The sequence below is a fragment of the Pseudomonas sp. Z1-29 genome (genome assembly GCF_051131995.1).
Taxonomy (GTDB): Bacteria; Pseudomonadota; Gammaproteobacteria; order Pseudomonadales; family Pseudomonadaceae; genus Aquipseudomonas.
The window spans coordinates 4,783,693-4,801,347 of record NZ_CP071645.1 but is presented as its reverse complement, the minus strand read 5'-3'; the positions used below and the strand labels follow the sequence as shown (position 1 = coordinate 4,801,347).

13 protein-coding genes and 1 pseudogene are annotated in these 17,655 nt (G+C 62.2%); 7 read left to right on the top strand and 7 right to left on the bottom strand.

Going from position 1 to position 17,655, the window contains the following annotated elements:
- Positions 1-72: 72 nt before the first annotated feature.
- The 5 genes from J3P84_RS21885 to J3P84_RS21865 are packed head-to-tail and all read right to left on the bottom strand — an operon-like array spanning position 73 to position 8,441.
- On the bottom strand, positions 73-1,479 hold the full coding sequence (locus J3P84_RS21885; RefSeq protein WP_434625820.1) for an ATP-binding protein: 1,407 nt from the start codon (positions 1,477-1,479) through the stop codon (positions 73-75).
- Positions 1,476-3,281 (bottom strand): DAHL domain-containing protein, encoded by a 1,806-nt coding sequence (locus tag J3P84_RS21880; RefSeq protein WP_434625818.1) that lies wholly within the window; start codon positions 3,279-3,281, stop codon positions 1,476-1,478. Before J3P84_RS21880 ends, J3P84_RS21885 begins: the two co-directional genes overlap by 4 nt.
- Positions 3,278-4,237, bottom strand: coding sequence for a cytochrome-c peroxidase (locus tag J3P84_RS21875; protein ID WP_434625816.1), 960 nt, complete (start codon positions 4,235-4,237; stop codon positions 3,278-3,280). Before J3P84_RS21875 ends, J3P84_RS21880 begins: the two co-directional genes overlap by 4 nt.
- Before the next feature lie 41 nt (positions 4,238-4,278).
- Positions 4,279-6,153 carry an EAL domain-containing protein gene (locus J3P84_RS21870; RefSeq protein WP_434625814.1) on the bottom strand — a complete coding sequence of 625 codons (1,875 nt, stop codon included), beginning with the start codon at positions 6,151-6,153 and terminating at the stop codon, positions 4,279-4,281.
- The gene (locus J3P84_RS21865) at positions 6,150-8,441 is read right to left on the bottom strand and encodes a GGDEF/EAL domain-containing response regulator (RefSeq protein ID WP_434625812.1); all 2,292 of its coding nucleotides are present in this window, start codon (positions 8,439-8,441) and stop codon (positions 6,150-6,152) included. Before J3P84_RS21865 ends, J3P84_RS21870 begins: the two co-directional genes overlap by 4 nt.
- Positions 8,442-8,667: 226 nt before the next feature.
- On the opposite strand from J3P84_RS21865, the gene J3P84_RS21860 reads away from it, so the two are divergent.
- From J3P84_RS21860 to J3P84_RS21845, 4 genes are all read left to right on the top strand, one after another.
- Positions 8,668-10,035 (top strand): HD domain-containing phosphohydrolase, encoded by a 1,368-nt coding sequence (locus J3P84_RS21860; protein WP_434625810.1) that lies wholly within the window; start codon positions 8,668-8,670, stop codon positions 10,033-10,035.
- Positions 10,036-10,248: 213 nt separating this feature from the next.
- Complete coding sequence (locus J3P84_RS21855) at positions 10,249-10,665, top strand: NUDIX hydrolase (RefSeq protein WP_434625808.1); 417 nt, start codon at positions 10,249-10,251, stop codon at positions 10,663-10,665.
- Positions 10,666-10,688: 23 nt separating this feature from the next.
- Positions 10,689-11,327 (top strand): LysE family translocator, encoded by a 639-nt coding sequence (locus J3P84_RS21850; protein WP_434602926.1) that lies wholly within the window; start codon positions 10,689-10,691, stop codon positions 11,325-11,327.
- The gene (locus J3P84_RS21845; protein WP_434625805.1) at positions 11,324-11,821 is read left to right on the top strand and encodes a GNAT family N-acetyltransferase; all 498 of its coding nucleotides are present in this window, start codon (positions 11,324-11,326) and stop codon (positions 11,819-11,821) included. The genes J3P84_RS21850 and J3P84_RS21845 overlap by 4 nt, the downstream gene beginning before the upstream one ends.
- 66 nt (positions 11,822-11,887) lie before the next feature.
- On the opposite strand, the gene metR is transcribed toward J3P84_RS21845, so the two are convergent.
- A complete protein-coding gene (gene metR, locus J3P84_RS21840; RefSeq protein ID WP_053124730.1) occupies positions 11,888-12,805 on the bottom strand; it encodes a transcriptional regulator MetR in 918 nt (305 codons plus the stop codon).
- Positions 12,806-12,980: 175 nt separating this feature from the next.
- Here metR and J3P84_RS21835 point away from each other — a divergent pair.
- Together J3P84_RS21835 and J3P84_RS21830 are read left to right on the top strand one after the other, a co-directional pair.
- A pseudogene (locus J3P84_RS21835) lies at positions 12,981-13,583 on the top strand (5-methyltetrahydropteroyltriglutamate--homocysteine S-methyltransferase); the annotation flags it as partial.
- Positions 13,584-13,718: 135 nt separating this feature from the next.
- Positions 13,719-14,738, top strand: a complete 1,020-nt coding sequence (locus tag J3P84_RS21830; protein WP_305496480.1) for an alpha/beta fold hydrolase — start codon at positions 13,719-13,721, stop codon at positions 14,736-14,738.
- Between the two features lie 170 nt (positions 14,739-14,908).
- On the opposite strand, the gene J3P84_RS21825 is transcribed toward J3P84_RS21830, so the two are convergent.
- A complete protein-coding gene (locus J3P84_RS21825) occupies positions 14,909-15,790 on the bottom strand; it encodes a LysR substrate-binding domain-containing protein (protein WP_434625803.1) in 882 nt (293 codons plus the stop codon).
- A gap of 110 nt (positions 15,791-15,900) precedes the next feature.
- Here J3P84_RS21825 and J3P84_RS21820 point away from each other — a divergent pair, with 110 nt between their 5' ends.
- Positions 15,901-17,532, top strand: a complete 1,632-nt coding sequence (locus J3P84_RS21820; RefSeq protein WP_434631465.1) for a 5-guanidino-2-oxopentanoate decarboxylase — start codon at positions 15,901-15,903, stop codon at positions 17,530-17,532.
- Positions 17,533-17,655: the final 123 nt, after the last annotated feature.

The window sequence follows — 17,655 nt, the reverse complement described above, 5'->3', positions numbered from 1 at the left end:
TGCTGCGCAGCCCAGCGGGAGCAAGCTCCCTCGCCACAAAAGCCCTCTCGCTGAAACTAGAACTGCGGTCGCTCACCCCGCGAGCTTCATCTGCCTTACCGGCAGCTCCACGCGAAAGGTGGTCCCGACGCCGACTTCGCTGCGCACGGTAATCTCGCCGTGGTGTTTCTTCACGATGCCGTAGGACAGCGACAGCCCGAGCCCCGTGCCCTGGCCGATGGGTTTGGTGGTGAAGAACGGGTCGAAGATTTTCTGCAGGGTTTCCGGTGGGATGCCCGAGCCGTTGTCGGCGACTTCGATCCAGACGTTGTCACCCTCGACCCCGTTGCGCAGGGTGATGGTGCCGCGCTCGGGGCCGATGGCCTGGGCGGCGTTGACGATCAGGTTCATGATCACCTGGTTGATCTGCGACGGCAGGCATTCGACTTCCGGAAGGGAGCTGTATTGCTTGACCACGTCGGCCTTGTATTTGATTTCGTTGGCGACGATGTTCAACGTCGAATCCATGCCCTGCTGCAGATTTGCCATCTGCCATTCCTGGCTGGAGTCGACGCGGGAGAAGTCCTTGAGGTCCTTGACGATCTGCCCGACGCGAGCGATGCCGTCCTTGGATTCCTTGATCAGTATTGGAATGTCCTCCACCAGGAAATCCAGCTCCACCTGTTCGCGCAGGCTCTTCAAATTCATCGCCAGCTCCGGCGAGGCGATGGCCTGTTCGGCGCTGCCGTAGGCCTGGAGCATTTCCTCGAGTTTGCTGAAATAGCCACCCAAAGCGCCGAGATTGGAAGAAATGAAGCCGATCGGGTTGTTGATTTCGTGGGCCACACCAGCCGCCAGCTGACCGAGCGAAGCGAGCTTTTCCGACTGCACGAGCTGGCTTTCAAGCATCTTGCGTTCGTCGATTTCCATCTGCAGCAATTCGCTGGCCTGCTTGAACGCCAGGGTGCGTTGCTCCACCAGGTCTTCGAGCTTGTTCATTTTCAAACGGGCACGGGAAGTCATTTCCCATTTGGTGGTCAGGGTATTGGCCATCTGCTGGACTTCGATGTTGTCGAAGGGCTTTTTCAATATGAGCAGGCGGTCGTGGCCGTTCAGGCGATCGAGCAATTCGTCCCAGGAATAATCCGAATACGCGGTGCAGACCACCACCTGCAATTGCGGGTCGACTTTCCACAGCTCTTCGATAGTCTTGGCGCCGTCCCAGCCTTCGGGCATGCGCATGTCGACGAAGGCCAGGGCATAGGGAAGCTCCTTGGCCAACGCCCCTTGCAATTTGGCCAGGCCTTCCTGGCCACCGTAGGCCGAGTCGAGTTCGAACACGGTGGCGGCGGGTTTCGGGGCCTCGCCGAACAGCGCGCTTTCCATGTCCTGCAAGTCGCTGCCGCTTTCGTCCTCCGGGGTCAGGATCTTGCGGAAATCTTCGTGGATGGCGGGCGTGTCATCAATCAAGAGGATGCGCCGGTTGCTCAGGCTGTTCATGGCTCACCTTCTGCGAGTTTCAGGGGCAGCTGCAATACAAACGTCGCCCCGGTACCAGGCCCCTCGCTGTGTGCGGTGAGGTGGCCGTTCATTTCAATCGCCGCCAGTGCGCAACTGTGCAGGCCGAACCCGTGGCCGTCCTTACGGGTAGTAAAACCGTGGGCGAAGATACGTGTCATGTTCTCTTCCGGGATGCCTTCGCCTTCGTCCTTCACGCTGATCTGCAGGGTCTCATCATCTACGACGGTGGCCTTGAGCGTCATGTTTCGCGCATGGTTGGAAACCCCGGCCATGGCGTATTTGGCATTGCTGATCAGGTTGATCAGGATCAGCAACAAGCGGTGTTTGTCGCCCATGATCCGCGGCACTTCGCCGTAGTCCTTGATGACCGTTACATGGTGGCGGGTCAGGGCTCCGGAGTTCATGCGCAGGGCGTCTTCGAGCAGTTCGCTGACCACCAGGGGTTCCATCAGGCTGTTGGCGCCGGCGTAGGACTGCTGCGTGGAAACGATGTCCTTGATGTGGTCCACGCTCTTGCTCAGTTGCGCCAGTTCATCGGTCAGGCCTTGTTGTTCCACCGCGATGGCTTCCACCAACTGGTTGAGGTAGCCGGGCAGCAGCTTGCCTTTTTCGTCCTCGGTGAGGAAATGCCCCAGGTCGTGGTTGTGTTCGTTGATCAGGTTCATCGCCTTGCCCAGCCCCAGGGCCTTGCTGCTGCGCAGCTTGCGGCTGACCAGGTCGGCGGAGATGTTCACGCTGTTGAGCACGTTGCCGACGTTGTGCAATACGTTGGTGGCGATCTCCGCCATGCCGGCCTGGCGGGCGGTGTCCATCAGTTCGCTCTGGGTGTCCTTGAGCTGGCGGGTGCGCTCTTCGACCCGTTGTTCGAGTTCGTCGTTGGCGGTTTGCAGCGCACTGTTGACCCGCTTGATCTCGCCGAAACTGCGTACCAGCCGAACCGCCAGCCAGATCAGGATCAGCACCAGGAAGGTTGCGAATACCAGCAACAGGATGTGGTTGCGCTGATGTTTGGTGGCGGCTTTTTCCTGATCCTTTTCCAGCAGACTGGTGATGGTGTCCAGGCGGGCGGCCAGGGGGACGGCCTCGAAATCGCGCAGTAGCTGGTTGACCAAGGGTTGCTCACGCAGGATCAGCGCAATGTGCCTGCGCAGGATTTCCACGGAGCTGACGAGCCCGTCCGGCAAGCGCTCCTTGTTGATATCCAGCTGGTTGAGGCCCATCAGGATTTCGGCAGCCTGGTCCTGGGTGGTGATCTGCGCGAACTCCAGCGTGGCGAGCAGCAGGTCGTAGGTGTCGATGGTGGCGCTCTGCAGCCGAAGCTTGTCGTTATCGGACAGCAGGGAGAACTGGCGCTGGATATCGTCTTCGGCGGTGGGCAGGAAAGCCAGGGAGTTGCGCAGCACCGCGTTATGGGACTTGAACTGTTCCACCAGGCGGGTTTTTTCCTTGAGTGCCTTGAGGTACTCGTCGCGCTGGGTCGACCAGAGCTCGGGCGCATGGCGGCCCGGCTCCGCCTCGATGGCATCGAGGCGCTGCCACAGGCGCGTCATTTCATTGAGCGGCGATACCAGCGGGTCGTAGTTGTGGCTCAGGGCGATTCGCGACTTGAGCACTTCGTTGTCCCAGATCCCGTCCTGCTGCTTGAGCAGGCGGATCAAGTCGCGCGATTCGATGTGCGAGGCGGCTTGCTGGGCGCCTGATTCGATATACATGAACAACAGGACTGAGGCCAGCAAGACGCCGATGAAAGCCAGGCCGAGGCGGCGGGAGAGACTGTTCATAGCGGCTTGCCCTCCCATTCGCCAGTGAGGGTCTTGAGGAACTCGACGATCAGTTCGGTATCGTTTTTCAGCGGCTCACGGCCCAGCTGGTACTTGAACATGACTTCCACCGCGCGCTCCAGGGTCGGCGCGGAGCCGCCATGGAAATACGGCGCGGTGACGGCCACGTTGCGCAGGCTCGGCACCTTGAACACCTGGCGGTCGGCTTCGTCGCCGGTGATGTTGAAGCGGCCGTTGTCGGCCCGGGTGGGGTTGCCCCGGTCCTGGATGTAGTCGCCCATCACGCCGAACTTCTGAAACATGTTGCCGCCGATGTTCACGCCCTGATGGCAGGCGATGCACCCGTATTCCTTAAAGCGCTGGTAACCGAATTTTTCCCGGGGGGTGAGAATGTCGGTGTTGCCCAGCAGGTATTGGTCAAAGCGCGAATTCGGCGTCAGCAGGGTGCGCTCGTAATCGGCGAGGGCGCCCTGGATGTTGGGCTGGGTCACGCCGCCGGGGTAGGCGTCGGCAAAATCCCTGGCGTAGCCCGGATCGTCGGCGATGCGCTTGACCACCGTCTTCCAGTCGCTGCCCATTTCCCCGGGGCTGGTCACGACGATGTGCACCTGTTCTTCCAGGGTATCGACGCGACCGTCCCAGAACTGATGGAAGTTCAGGCTGGCGTTGAACACGGTAGGGGTATTGACCTCCACCGGCTTGCCGTCGAAGCCCAGGGAAAATTGCTTGTCATCGGCGCCGCCCTTGTCCAGGCGATGGCAGCTGGCGCAGGACAGCGTGTTGTTGACCGACAGCCGTGGGTCGTTGAACAGCCGCTGGCCCAACTGGACCCGCTTGGGGTCCAGGGCCGGCGCGGCGGGCAGGGGTTTGAGCGGTTCGTCCAATGGTTCTGCGTGAGTGGTCACGCTGTATCCCAGAAGCAGGCAGAGAGCCAGAATCAGTCCGTGTGACGCCATGGGATGCTTTCCTTGAAACTTCGGTTTATGGACTCAATTGCTCATGAAAACGGATTCGGTTTTTTTTCCCATGCCGCCATCCACTGGGCAAAGGCCTGCGGCTCCACGGCCTTGCTGAAGTAATAGCCCTGGGCTTCCTCGCACTGGTGCGCCTTGAGGAACGCCAGTTGCTCGCGGGTTTCCACACCCTCGGCAATGATGTGCAGGTTCAAGCTCTTGCCCAGGCTGATGATGGTGCTCACCAGTTTCGCGTCGTTGCTGTCGATGCTCAGGTCACCGACGAACGACTGGTCGATCTTCAACACGTCCACCGGAAATTTCTGCAGGTAACTCAGGCTCGAATAGCCGGTGCCGAAGTCATCGATGGCCAGTCGTACCCCCAGCTGCTTGATGGCCTTGAGGGTGGCGACGGTGGTATCGATGTTCTGCATGAGCACGCTTTCGGTAATCTCCAGTTCCAACTGTGTCGGGTCCAGGCCGGTTTCCTTGAGGGTGCGCGCAATGCCTTCGACGAAACCGCGCTGGCGAAAATCGATCGCCGAGACATTCACCGACAGGTACAGCGGCCGCATGCCCTCGGCTTGCCAGCGACAGGCCTGTTGGCAGGCTTCCTGGAGCACCCACTGGCTCAGCGGTACGATCAGCCCGCTGTCTTCGGCCACCGGAATGAAATCCGACGGATAGACGAGCCCCTGGTCGGGCCGGTTCCAGCGCACCAGTGCCTCGACACCGACCACCGCGCCGTTCGTCAGATCGAGCTTGGGTTGGTAATGCAGCACGAATTCCTTGCGTTGCAGCGCCAGGCGCAAACCTGATTCGATAGTCTGCTGCTGTCGTGCCCGGCGGTTCATGTCCTCGGTGAAAAAACGGTAGTCGTTGGGGCCGGTTTCCTTGACGTTGCGCATTGCCGTCTCGGCTTTCTTGATCAGCGCCACGGCGTCGAAACCGTCAGTCGGGTACACGCTGATGCCCAGGCTTGCCGTCACCGTCAGGTCATGGCCGTCGATGGGGTGTGGAGAGTTGATCGCCGCGAGCAGTTTTTCCGCCACGCCCTTGATCAATTGCGGATCGGCGACGTCGCCGAGGATCACCACGAACTCATCGGAGCCGTAGCGAAACACCGAGTCGGATTCACGCACCACGGTGGCCAGGGTGCGTGCCACCCGCTTGAGCATCTCATCGCCCACCGGATGGCCCAGCGCATTGTTGATGCGCTTGAAACGGTCCAGGCCGATGAACATCACCGCCAGCTGCCGGTCATGCCGACGGCACTGGGCCAGGGCCTGGGTCAGGCGGTCGCCTAGCAGCATGCTGTTGGGCAGTTCGGTGAGGACGTCGTATTGCAGCAGGTGAGAGACCTTGAGCAGTTCCTGGACCCGCTCTTCGATCGTGCGCTCCAGGCTGCGCATCTTCCGCGCTGCGTCTTGCGCCAGTTGCCATTTCCAGGTCATGGCGCTGGCCATCTGGCGGATTTCCAAGGTGTCGAACGGTTTCTTGAGAATCAACAACTGGTCGTCGAATTCGATGCGTTCGGACATGGTTTCCCAGGAATAGTCCGAATACGCGGTGCACAGGGCAATTTGCAGCCGCGGGTCGGCTTTCCACAGCTGTTCGATGGTTTGCAGGCCGTCCCAGCCCGGCGGCATGCGCATGTCGGCGAATACCAGCGCATACGGCTGGCCCTCGGCCTGGGCGCGCTTGACCAGCTCCAGCGCTTCCTCGCCCTGATAGGCCGAGTCGATCTGGAATTGCAATCGATTGACCTGCGGTGTGCCGAACAGCAGGCTCTCGGTGTCGTCCAGCGAATCGTCATTGCCGGCGCTGGGGCTGAGGATCTTGCGAAAATCCTGGTGGATGGCGGGCGTGTCGTCCACCACCAGGATTCGCCGGTTGGCAGGTACCGACATGGGGTTCATGGGTTGCTCTCCGATAGCTGGCTGGCCGGCCGGGTCCAGTGGTCCGCCACCGGCACGATGGTGCCGGCCTTGAGCAGTGCGGCCGCCTGGTCGCTGTCGACCACGGTACTGAAGTAATGCCCCTGGGCCTGCATCGAGCCGCCGCTGGACATCAGCGTGGTGCGTTGTTCCTGGGTCTCGACGCCTTCGGCAATGATGCCGATGCCGACGTCCCGGGCAAAGTTGATGATCGCCCGCAGGGTCGTGGCGTTCTCCGGATCGGCGTTGGCGCTGTCGAGGAATCGCTGGGCGAGCTTGAGATGGTTGACCCGGTAGGTCTTCAGATAATCGAACGAGGAATACTCGGTGCCGAAATCATCGATGGCCACCTGCACGCCGAGTTCGCACAGGCGGGGCAGCACGTCGTTGTGGGTCCATTTGGTCTGGGCCAGGGTCGCTTCGGTGACATCGAAGCGCAGGTCCCAGGGCGCCAGTTCCCAGCGCGCGGTGGTGCGCAGCACGTCGTAGATCAATTCCGGGCCGGTCTTGAGCTGGGTCAGGGACAGGTCGATGGCGATCACCGGCGGCGCCATGCCCTGGTCGCGCCATTGGCGCATCTGCTGGCAGGCCTGGTCCAGGACCCAGTGACCGAGGCCGATGATGATCCCGGTTTTCTCGGCGGCAGGCATGAACGCCGCCGGCTCCAGCCAGCCGCGTTCGGGGTGGTTCCAGCGCACCTGCACGCCCATGCCGAGGATCTTGCCGGTGCCGAGGTCGACTTCCGGCAGGTAATGCAAATGCAGTTCGTTGTTCTCGATGGCCTGGCGCAGGTCATTGGCCAGGGCGACCCGGTCGGTGACTTCCTGATTGATCTCTTCGTTGTGGAAGTGATACTGGTTGCGGCCCTTCTCTTTCGAGCGGTACAGCGCCATGTCGGACTGCGCCATCAGGCTGTCGGCACTCAGGCTTTGTGGCGTGTACAGGCTGATGCCGATGCTCACCGAGATGCGCACATCGTTGCCGTCCAGGGAATAGGGCGCCACCAGCGCGTCACGGATTTTTCCGGCCAGCGCCGCGCAGTGCGTCGCTTCATGGACATCCAATTGCAGAATGGCGAACTCATCGCCGCCCAGCCGTGCCACCACGTCGTTTTCCCGGGTACAGCCCTTGAGGCGCGCCGCGACTTCCTGCAACAGCAGGTCGCCGATGGGGTGACCGAGCGTGTCGTTGATGCGCTTGAAGTGGTCCAGGTCCAGATAGAACATCGCAAACGGCGCCGCCCCCCGGCGCGCGGCGGCGAACGCCTGGTGCAGGCGCTCGATCATGGTGGCGCGGTTGGCGAGCGCGGTCAGGCCGTCGGTGCGGGCGAGCAGGGCGATCTTTTCCTCGGCCACTTTGCGCTCGGTGATGTCGAGGATGATGCCCTCGACTTCCAGCAACAGGCCTTGCTCGTTGCGCACAGGAATGTAGCGGTTCTCCACCCAGCGAAAGGTGTCGTCTCCGGTGCGCATGCGAAACTCGATGGACGCCCCGACCGTGTCGCGGTCCAGGACGCGGACCATGGCCTCCTGGACCTTGCCCTGATCATCGGGGTGGATAAGGGTTTGCGCCCAGTCCGGCGAACTGATCAGTTGCGCCGCGACATGGCCGAACTTGGTGATGTTGTGCGAGATGTACATCAACGGGAACGGCGGCTCGCCACGCAGGCGGTAAAGGATGGTCGGGCTGTTCTGCACGATGATGTTGGCGTCGGCCAGTTCCCGGGTGCGTTCCTCCACCGCCCGTTCGAGCATGTCCATTTTCAGCGCCGCGTCTTCGGTCATCTGCCATTTGACGGTGAGGGTGCTTGCCATCTGGCGGATCTCGATGGCGTCGAAGGGTTTCTTCAGGATCAGCAGGCGATCACCCAATTCCAGGCGATCGGCGATGTCCTCCCAGGAGTAATCCGAATAAGCGGTGCACAGCGCCACTTGCAGCTTGGGATCGACGCGCCACAGCCGCTCGATGGTTTCAAGACCGTCCCAGCCTGGCGGCATGCGCATGTCGATAAACGCCATGGCGAAGGGTTTACCCCGGGCCAGGGCCGTTTCTACCTTGCTCAAGGCCTCCATGCCCTGGAATGCCGACTCCAGCTCGAAACTCTGGGCGGCGATCACCACCGGTGCGCCGAACAAGGCTTCTTCGGCGCTGCTCAGGCTGTCTTCGGGGATCACGTGGGGGGCGAGGATCTTTCGAAAATCCTCATGAATCGTTGGCGTGTCGTCGACGATCAGGATCCGCCGGTTGGATCTATCCATCGGCAGGCTCATGGCCGTGCACCGTCGAGATGCTGACTATGGAACCGTGGGAACATCTGATATCCCTTTCGCTGGCATGAGTATTCGGCCTGTACTTGGCCCTTCATGAGGTACAGCATAGTCGGCTCAAGGAAACCGCGCGGTGCATGGTGGCGAATTGTGTCTAAATGTCCGCTATCTACTAGCCTGTCTGTCAGGGGTAAGGTAGAACGGTGATCGTCAATAGGAGGGGGTGCCAATGGAAGATCAGTCGTCGAACGTTCCTGCTGCGAAGCCGACGGTGTTGCTGGTGGATGACGAAGAGTCGATTCTCAACAGCCTGCGTCGGCTGTTGCGCAGCCAGCCGTATGAAATCCTGCTGGCCGACAGCGGTGCGAAGGCCTTGGAAATCCTCAAGGAGCGGCCGGTCGACCTGGTGATGACCGACGCCCGGATGCCGAACATGGACGGCGCCACGCTGCTGGCGGAAATCCGCAAGCTGTATCCATCGACCTTGCGCATCCTGCTCACCGGCTACGCCGACGTGGACATGATGACCAAGGCCATCAACGAGGGTCAGCTCTATCGCTACCTCAGCAAACCCTGGAATGACGAGGAACTGGTGCAGGCCCTGCGCCAGGCCTTGGCCCACCAGCATTCGGAAAGCGAGCGTCAGCGCCTCGAAGCGTTGAACCGCGAGCAGAACCAGCAACTCAAGACCCTCAACGCCACGCTGGAAAAACGCGTGGCGTCGCGCACCGCCGAGCTGCAGCAGACCGCCGATATGCTCGACCTGGCCTACGAAGAGCTCAAGCGCAGCTACGTGACTGGCACCGAAGTGTTCTCGCTGATCGCCAACCTGCGCCTGCCCAAGGCCAAGCAGACCAACCGGCAGATCATCGAGTTGATCCGGGTCTACAGCCGGCTCAATTTTCTCGACGAGTCCACCGACCGCGACCTGACCATGGCCGCCGCGCTCTACAACATCGGCAAGCTGAGCTGGACCGATAACATGATGGTCACGCCCGCCGACATGCTGCACCACAGCGAACTGGAACTGTACCGGGCCTATCCGAAGCAGAGTGAATCGCTGCTGATGACCCTCGACCCGATGAAGGACGCGGCGCGCATCATCCTCCATCACCAGGAGCGCTGGGACGGCAGCGGTTTCCCCGATCACCTCAAGGGCGAGGCGATTCCGTTCGGTTCGCGGCTGTTGAAACTGGCGGTGGATTTCATCGAATTGCAGCGTGGGTTGATCCTGGAGCGGCAGATGAACAGCGATGAAGCGCTGGTCTACATCCGCAAATACGCCGGCAAGCTGTACGACCCGAACATGGTCGAGGACTTCATCAAGGCCTGCGGCGAATACCTGGAAGACGTGACCCTGTCCGACCCGACGGTGAAGGTCGTGACTACCCGCGAGCTGGCAGCCGGCATGGTCCTGGCGCGCAACCTCAATGCCGACAACGGCATGCTGTTGCTCAATGCCGGCAAGGTCATGAGTGCTCCGCTGATCGAAAAACTCATCGCCTTCGAGGCGATGGAAGGGGCGCGGTACAGCGTGTTCGTCAAGATCCCCGAGGAGGAAGCGGATCCTTCGGTGCCGAAGCCGATTTTGGGGTGATGAAAATCTGCCGGACGATGGGTTCCCTGTGGGAGCGAGCTTGCTCGCGATAGCGGAGTGTCAGTCAAATATTTTCAACTGATCCACCGCCATCGCGAGCAAGCTCGCTCCCACAATGGGGCTGTGTCGGGTTTGGGGATCTGGGCCAGGCTTTGCTCCCACCGCCGGCCCCTGTAATCTGCCCCGGCATTTTCTGCCCGAGGCCTTTTGATCATGACCATTGCTCTCATCCGTATCGCCGCCGCCCTGCTCATCGGCCCTGACGGCCGGACCCTGCTGGTACGCAAGCGCGGCACCCAGGCCTTCATGCAACCGGGTGGCAAGATCGAAGCCCATGAGCAACCGGTCCAGGCCCTGGCTCGGGAGCTGGAGGAGGAACTCGGGCTGAGGATCGATCCGGCGCATGCTCGTCACCTTGGACAGTTCAGCGCGCCGGCCGCCAACGAGCCGGGTTTTACCGTGCAGGCCGAAGTGTTTTTGCTGGACATCGATGCTCGGGTTTCTCCCGCCGCCGAGATCGAGGAAGTGTGTTGGATCGATCCGGCCGGTACCGGCGATTTGTTGCTGGCGCCGTTGACAGGCGAGGTGATCCTGCCGTTTTATCGAGCCACTTGTCTCGCGACTTGCTGATTCAATACTCAAGGACTGACGCCATGATTCCATTGCCGGACCTGCTGATTTTCGCCGCCGCCGCGTTGTTGATGGTGCTCACGCCCGGCCCGAACATGATTTACCTGATTTCCCGTTCGATCTGCCAGGGCCGCAAGGCCGGCGTCACCTCCTTGCTTGGCGTGGTGGCGGGCTTCTTCGTGCACATGTTCGCCGCGGCGGCGGGGCTGACGGCGGTGTTCCTGGCAGTGCCGATGGCTTATGAAATCCTCAAGTGGGCCGGTGCGCTTTATCTGCTCTGGCTGGCCTGGCAAGCGGTGAAGCCGGGGGCTCGCTCGCCTTTTCAGGCCCAGCAGTTGCCGGCGGACTCGACCCGCAAGCTGATCACCATGGGGTTTCTCACCAGCGCCCTGAACCCGAAGATCGCGGTGTTCTACCTCTCGGTGTTTCCGCAGTTCATCAGCCCGGAGCACGGCTCGCTGTTCACCCAGAGCATCATCCTCGGGCTGACTCAGATCAGCGTGAGCTTCAGCGTCAACCTGCTGATCGCGCTGTTCGCCGCCGGCATCGCCTCGTGGTTTGTCCACAACCCGACCTGGCTGGCGGCGCAGCGCTATTTCATGGGGTTTGTACTCGGCGCACTGGCGCTGCGACTGATGCTTGAGCAACGGCGTTCGGCGTGAACATCCGACGGCTGAAGGTGGCTGATGTCCAGGGCTATCGGGAGTTGATGCTCCAGGCCTATGAGTTGCATCCAGAGGCTTTCACCTCCAGTGCCAGTGAACGGGCGACGCTGCCCATCAACTGGTGGGAGTCACGCCTGACCAGCCGGCTCGATGTGATCCTCGGGGCGTTCGTGGTGGACGAACCGGTTGGTATCGTCGGCCTGTCCCTGGAGCATCGGTTGAAGGCCAGGCACAAGGCGACCCTGTTCGGCATGTACGTCGCCGCCGCCCATCGCCAAGGGGGGCTTGGCCAGCAACTGGTCCAGGCGGCCCTCGACGAAGCCCGTCGTCACGCCTTTCTGCGGCTGGTGCAACTGACCGTCACCGCCGGCAACGACCCGGCCGTCAAACTCTACCAGCGCAGCGGCTTCGTTTTGTACGGGCTCGAACCGATGGCGATTCGCGTGGGCGATGAGTATTTCGACAAGATCCACATGTGGCTTGAACTCTGAACCGAGCGACCATGACCGTTGCGCTTTGTGGCGAGGGGATAAATCCCCTCGCCACAAAGGCCCTTGTCAGCGCACGGCACTGACGCCGTCGAGTGTCGAGAATGATGTGTCCTTGGCCGTCAGCAAAAAATCGCGCATGTACGGCGCGTCGAGCATGTCGGTGCGCACCGCCGCGTAGAGCGTGGCGAACAGACCCTTCTCCCCCAGCCGCTTGGCCTTCACGTAGCCCCGTGAGCTGTATTCATGCAGTGCCCAGTGAGGCATGCCGCAGACGCCCCGGCCGCTGGCAACCAGTTGCATCATCATTACCGTCAGCTCGGAGGTGCGAACCTGGGCCGGTTCGATGTCGGCCGGCTCCAGGAAACGGGTGAAGATGTCCAGCCGATCACGCTCCACCGGGTAGGTGATCAGGGTTTCGCTGACCAGGTCTTCGGGCACGATGTACGGTTTGCCCGCCAGTCGATGCTGGTTCGCCACCGCGAGCATCGCCTCGTAGGTGAACAGCGGCACATAGGTGATGCCCGCCAGCTCCAGCGGATCGGAAGTGACCACCAGGTCGAGGTCGCCCCGGGCCAGGGCCGGCAGCGGGGCGAAGGCGAAGCCCGAGGCCAGGTCCAGCTCGACTTCCGGCCAGGCATCGCGGAACTGGTCGATGGTCGGCATCAGCCATTGGAAGCAGCTGTGGCACTCGATGGCCATGTGCAGACGCCCGGCGGTGCCGCCGGCCAGCCGCGCGATGTCCCGCTCGGCGCTGCGCAGCAATGGCAGGGCGGCATCCGCCAGTTGCAACAGGCGTAAGCCGGCGCTGGTGAACCGGACCGGTTTGGTCTTGCGCACGAACAGCTGCATGCCCAGGCGCTCCTCCAGTTCCTTGAACTGGTGGGACAGCGCGGACTGGGTCAGATGCAGGCGTTCGGCGGCCTCCACCAGGCTGTCGGCTTCGCGCAGGGCGTGCAGGGTCTTCAGGTGACGGAGTTCAAGCACCGGTGTGGCTCCATGAGTAAAACTTGTGATCAACACGAAAAGATTGAGTTTGTCTCATGTGGGTCCGGCTGTCGACAATGACGCCATCTTTTACAGAAGGACATTCACCATGGCCCTGGCCCATACCCTCGGTTTTCTTCGCATCGGCGCCGATCGCCGCCCCGTGCGGCAAGCCCACAACCGGGTTTCGGAGTTTACCGCCGGGCAGACCTTCGCGCTGAGCTGGGAGCACCTGTTCGACGAGGTCGACGAAGCCCATGCGCTGGGGCATCGAGTCAAGCCGGCGATCATCGGCCCGCTGACGTACCTGTGGCTGGGCAAGGCCAAGGGCGGTGACTTCGACAAACTCGACCTGCTGGAAAGCCTGTTGCCGGTTTACGGCGAAATCTTCAATCGCCTCAAGGCCCAGGGCGTGGAGTGGGTGCAGATCGATGAACCGATCCTCACCCTCGACCTGCCGCTGGCCTGGCGAAGCGCCTTCGAGCGGGCCTACCACATCCTCCAGTATTCACCGCTGAAAAAATTGCTGGCGACCTGTTTCAGTGGCCTGCAAGACAACCTCGGCCTGGCGGCGGGCCTGCCGGTGGATGGGCTGCACGTCGACGCCGTGCGTGCGCCGGAACAACTCGGCCAGGTGCTCGATCGCCTGCCGACCTACAAGATCCTGTCGGTGGGCCTGGTCAATGGCCGCAACGCCTGGCGCTGTGAACTGGAACAGGCGCTGGCACAATTGCGACCGGCCCGGGAACGCTTCGGCGAGAACCTTTGGGTCAGTACCCTCGCCACGTGTGCTCAGGGCTTCAGATAACCACTCGGCAATCTTCATCAAACTGTCACGCAACTGTGGCAGCGCGCTTGAACAAACTTCATCAGACTTGCGCTCTATTGGGGTTCTGCGTTCTGGTGTTTGTTCATGCGTGTATTCATTTTTCTGGCCGCATTGTTGTGCGGCCTGCCGTCGTTGGCGGCTTCTCGTTGTGATGTCAATGTCGCGACCCAACGGGTCGACCTGGACCAGGTAAGCCTGGCGTACCAGAGCATCGGCCGTGCTTCGGATCCCGCGCTGCTGCTGGTGATGGGGCTGGGCGGTCAGTTGATCCATTGGCCGGACGAAGTGGTGGTGGCGCTGTGCGAACAGGGTTTCCGGGTGATTCGCTACGACAACCGGGATGTGGGCCTGTCCGCCTGGCGCCAGGCCCCAGGCACTGCCAACCTGACCTTCGAAGCCTTGCGCTACAAGCTTGGCTTGCCGGTGGCCGCGCCTTATACCTTGACCGACATGGCCGCCGATGGCCTGGGCTTGATGGATGCCTTGCAGGTGCAAAGCTTCCATGTACTGGGCGTAAGCATGGGCGGGATGATCGCCCAGCACATGGCGGCGATGGCGCCGCAACGGGTCGAGAGCCTGACCCTGATCATGACCAGTTCCGGCGCCGCAGGCTTGCCGGCGCCCAGTGAAACGCTGGTGCAGTTGCTGTCACGACGCAGCGCGCCGAATCGTGAAGTGGCGCTTGAGCAACAGGCCGACCTGCTCGCCGCGCTGGGCAGCCCGATGGTGGTCGATGACCGGCAGGCCTTGCTGCATCAAGCCGCCGTGGCTTACGACCGGGCCTTCAACCCCGAAGGTGTGAAGCGTCAGATCATGGCAATCCTGGCCGAGCCGAGTCGGGTGGCGCTGCTCAATCAATTGCAGGTGCCGACCCTGGTGGTCCATGGCACCGCCGATCCGTTGCTGCCGGTGATGCATGGTGTGCATCTGGCGGCGCATATTCGCGGCAGCCAGTTGAAACTGATCCCAGGCCTGGCCCATCGCTTTCAAGAGGCCTTCAAGGAACCCTTGCTGGGCGCGGTGTTGCCCTACTTGCAGCAGCACCGCGAAGACACCTCGCACTGGGCGCAGGTCGAGCCGGCGCAGGCACCTAATCTGCTTTAACTCATGCCGAGGCGCTTTTGTGGCGAGGGGATTTATCCCCGCTGGGTTGCGCAGCGACCCTAAAGCTTGGCGCCCAGGTGTGTCAGGCAGACCCCATCGCAATGCTAGGGCCTGCTGCGCAGTCCAGCGGGGATGAATCCCCTCGCCACAAGGGCGGTGCTTCAGGGCGGCTAGCGTCGGTGAGCTTCCCCCACCAGCCATTCCATCAACTCCTGCAACCGCGCCGACACCTGGACCTTGCGCGGATGCACCAGGTGATAACCCAGCCCGGTCCTGACCTTCAATTCGAACGGCGCCACCAGCCTGCCGGCGCTGAGGTCGTCGCCGATCAGCGACCAGTCGCCAATTGCCACGCCTGTGCCTTGAGACGCCATGGACATCGCCAGGTCCAGGGTTTCGAAATGCTGGCCCTTGCTGACGTTGTTCAGGTGGACGCCGGCCTCGGCGAGCCAGGCGTTCCAGTCGCGCTCGTCGGTGGTGGGGTGCAGCAGCAAGTGCTGTTGCAGGTCGGCGGGCGAGCGCAACGGTGCGGGGCCTTCCACCAGCGGCGGGGAGCAGACCGGCGTCAGTTGTTCATCGAACAGGTGCAGGCGGGCCAACGAGGCATCGGGCGGCGGGCCGTAGACGACCGCCGCGTCGAAGGTTTCCTGTTGGAAATTCACGCCGTGCCGGACCGTGGTGGTCAGCTCCACCGGCACGTCTGGCCGCTCCTTTTGCCATTGCAACAGGCGCGGCAGCAACCAGCGCATCACGCAGGTCGGCGCCTTGAGTTGCAGGGCCTGGCGTTTCTCGCCGATCTGCTCCAGCGCCTCGCCGATCAGGCCGAACACCTGCTGCACCCGCGGCAGCCACGCCTGGCCTTCGGCGGTCAGGCTCAGGCCACGCGCCTGGCGGTGAAACAGCGCGTAACCCAGGTGCGCTTCCAGTCCGGCAATTTGTCGGCTCACCGCACCTTGAGTGATATGCAGCAGTTCCGCCGCGCGGGTGAAATTGCAACATTGGGCGGTGATCAGGAAGGTGTGCAGCGCCGGCAGCGGAGGAAGTCGTTTCATTGAGGCCAAGCCATGACTTGAAGACATGGCTAGTATGACTTTTTATCGATTGTTGTCGCTATGGCCCGACCGTTCCAATAACGCCATTCCCGAAGAAAAAGGCGATGGCAATGGCGACGTGCGGCGAAGTATTGGTCAAGTTACTCGAAGCTTATGGTGTGGAGCAGGTGTTTGGCATTCCTGGCGTGCACACCGTCGAGTTGTATCGCGGGCTGGCCAGTTCGAGCATCCGTCATGTGACGCCGCGTCACGAGCAAGGCGCCGGGTTCATGGCCGACGGTTATGCGCGGGTCAGCGGTAAGCCGGGGGTGTGTTTCATCATCACCGGGCCGGGCATGACCAACATCGCCACCGCCATGGGCCAGGCTTATGCCGACTCGATCCCGATGCTGGTGATCTCCAGCGTGCAGTCGCGCAGCCAGTTGGGCGGCGGGCGCGGCAAGCTGCATGAGCTGCCGAACCAGAGTGCGCTGGTGGGCGGCGTGGCGGCGTTTTCCCATACGTTGATGTCGGCTGCCGAGTTGCCCGGCGTGTTGGCCCGCGCCTTTGCCGTGTTCCAGGCCGGGCGCCCACGGCCGGTGCACATCGAAATCCCGCTGGACGTGCTGGTCGAGGACGCCGATGCGCTGTTGTGCAGCGCACCGGTGCACGTCAGCCGCGCCGGGGCTGCGCCAGACGCCGTGGAGCAGATGGCGGCATTGCTGGCGACGGCCAGACGGCCACTGATTCTTGCCGGCGGGGGCGCCATCGATGCAGCAGCCGAATTGACCGAACTGGCCGAACGCCTCGGTGCACCGGTGGCGTTGACCATCAATGCCAAGGGCTTGCTGGCGTCCTGGCACCCGTTGCTGATCGGCTCTACCCAGAGCCTGGTCGCGACCCGTGCGTTGGTGGCCGAGGCCGATGTGGTGCTGGCCATCGGCACCGAACTGGCCGAGACCGACTATGACGTGACCTTCGCCGGCGGCTTCGAGATTCCCGGTGCGCTGCTGCGCGTCGACATCGACCCCGACCAGACCGTGCGCAATTACCCACCGAAACTGGCGCTGGTGGCCGATTCGCGAAGTGCTGCTCGCGGCTTGCTCGACGCGCCGAGCCTGCAAGCGCCCGATGCACGCCAGGACGATTGGGGAGCCGCTCGTGTTGCACGATTGCGGGCCGAACTCGACCGGCAATGGGACGCACCGACTCGCGCCCAGACCGTGTTCCTCGACAGTGTTTTGCAGACGCTGCCCGAGGCGGTCTTTGTCGGCGACTCCACCCAGCCGGTGTACATCGGCAACCTCACTTTCAATCTCGAACAGCCGCGCCGCTGGTTCAACTCCTCGACCGGCTACGGCACCCTCGGCTACGCATTGCCGGCGGCGATCGGCGCCTGGCTTGGCGGTGTCGATAACGGCCATGGCCGTCCGCCGGTGGTGTGCCTGATCGGCGACGGCGGCCTGCAATTCAGCCTGCCGGAACTGGCCAGCGCCGTGGAAGCGCGGGTACCGGTGATCGTATTGCTGTGGAATAACCAAGGCTACGAAGAGATCAGGAAGTACATGGTCAACCGTGCCATCGAACCGGTGGGCGTGGACATCTACACGCCGGATTTCATCGGCGTCGCCAAGGCGTTGGGCTGTGATGCCGAGGCGGTTGAGGATGTGCCGTCATTGGGGGTGGCGTTGCTTGCTGCACGTGAGCGGCGGGGGCCGACGTTGATCGAGATTGATCAGGACCTTTGGGCGGCGAAGTATTGAGGTGCCTTTACTGGCCCCATCGCGAGCAAGCTCGCTCCCACATGGGAATCTCTGTTGGCTATAAATGTTGCGTTCACCGCCGATCCCTGTGGGAGCGAGCTTGCTCGCGATGAGGCCGGCCCA

Coding starts and splice junctions, on each gene's coding strand:
- J3P84_RS21880 (WP_434625818.1), bottom strand. CDS start 3,281: ATGAACAGTCTCTCCCGCCGCCTCGGCCTGGCTTTCATCGGCGTCTTG.
- J3P84_RS21870 (WP_434625814.1), bottom strand. CDS start 6,153: ATGAACCCCATGTCGGTACCTGCCAACCGGCGAATCCTGGTGGTGGAC.
- J3P84_RS21825 (WP_434625803.1), bottom strand. CDS start 15,790: ATGAAACGACTTCCTCCGCTGCCGGCGCTGCACACCTTCCTGATCACC.
- J3P84_RS21830 (WP_305496480.1), top strand. CDS start 13,719: ATGCGTGTATTCATTTTTCTGGCCGCATTGTTGTGCGGCCTGCCGTCG.
- J3P84_RS21865 (WP_434625812.1), bottom strand. CDS start 8,441: ATGAGCCTGCCGATGGATAGATCCAACCGGCGGATCCTGATCGTCGAC.
- J3P84_RS21855 (WP_434625808.1), top strand. CDS start 10,249: ATGACCATTGCTCTCATCCGTATCGCCGCCGCCCTGCTCATCGGCCCT.
- J3P84_RS21885 (WP_434625820.1), bottom strand. CDS start 1,479: ATGAACAGCCTGAGCAACCGGCGCATCCTCTTGATTGATGACACGCCC.
- J3P84_RS21875 (WP_434625816.1), bottom strand. CDS start 4,237: ATGGCGTCACACGGACTGATTCTGGCTCTCTGCCTGCTTCTGGGATAC.
- J3P84_RS21850 (WP_434602926.1), top strand. CDS start 10,689: ATGATTCCATTGCCGGACCTGCTGATTTTCGCCGCCGCCGCGTTGTTG.
- J3P84_RS21860 (WP_434625810.1), top strand. CDS start 8,668: ATGGAAGATCAGTCGTCGAACGTTCCTGCTGCGAAGCCGACGGTGTTG.
- J3P84_RS21820 (WP_434631465.1), top strand. CDS start 15,901: ATGGCGACGTGCGGCGAAGTATTGGTCAAGTTACTCGAAGCTTATGGT.